The organism is Oceaniferula marina (assembly GCF_013391475.1).
Lineage (GTDB): Bacteria > Verrucomicrobiota > Verrucomicrobiia > Verrucomicrobiales > Akkermansiaceae > Oceaniferula > Oceaniferula marina.
In genome coordinates this window covers 1-617 of record NZ_JACBAZ010000057.1, presented here as the reverse complement: position 1 = coordinate 617, position 617 = coordinate 1, and the positions used below count along the sequence as shown (strand labels likewise).

Below are 617 nucleotides of genomic sequence, written 5' to 3'. Positions count from 1 at the left end.
TTTCAATGCTTCAAGAACAGTAGCAAAATCTGGCTAGGTAGCTACTAGCCGTCGGGTGCAACGACTTGTTCTGCCAGTTTATTCGTCTTCGGTGCATGGCGAATAAATATCAAATGTAAGATCTATACCCCTCTCACCCAAGAACAGCAGAGTAGGTGAATCCAGTAGCACACTACGGTTCCAATCGTCTAGAAACAGACCACAAAATAAATCTAACTCGAACCTGCAAGCTAACGACTTCCATATCTCGACATCCGAAGGGATAACCTCGAATAACCATCTTATGTGGGATTCAAGATCACCGCTACCTCTAGGCGACGAAAGATTCCATATACCTGTTGGTGCAGTGTAAATCTTTTTGGTATTCTTCCCCTGTCTCTTGTCACCCTTCTTTCGACCAATAGTAGGAGGAAATCCCAAAATGTCAGTAATCTCATCTGGGACAAGGTCATCTCCGACAATTCTTAGAGAGGCTGCCGTCTCATCCACCAAACCTCCAACCGTGATCCATCTCTCCTGTGGATATTCGTCTCTCGGGTTGCACATGATATTTTTTTGCAGAACGTAAAGCACACCGGCAGCGATCAGGCGTCGATATGCAAATTAAAGATACAATG

General features: G+C 44.7%; 1 protein-coding gene. It reads right to left on the bottom strand.

From position 1 onward, the window contains the following. Positions 1 to 78 precede the first annotated feature (78 nt). The gene (locus tag HW115_RS19530; RefSeq protein ID WP_178935352.1) at positions 79 to 546 is read right to left on the bottom strand and encodes a DUF4279 domain-containing protein; all 468 of its coding nucleotides are present in this window, start codon (positions 544 to 546) and stop codon (positions 79 to 81) included. Between the last annotated feature and the right edge of the window lie 71 nt (positions 547 to 617).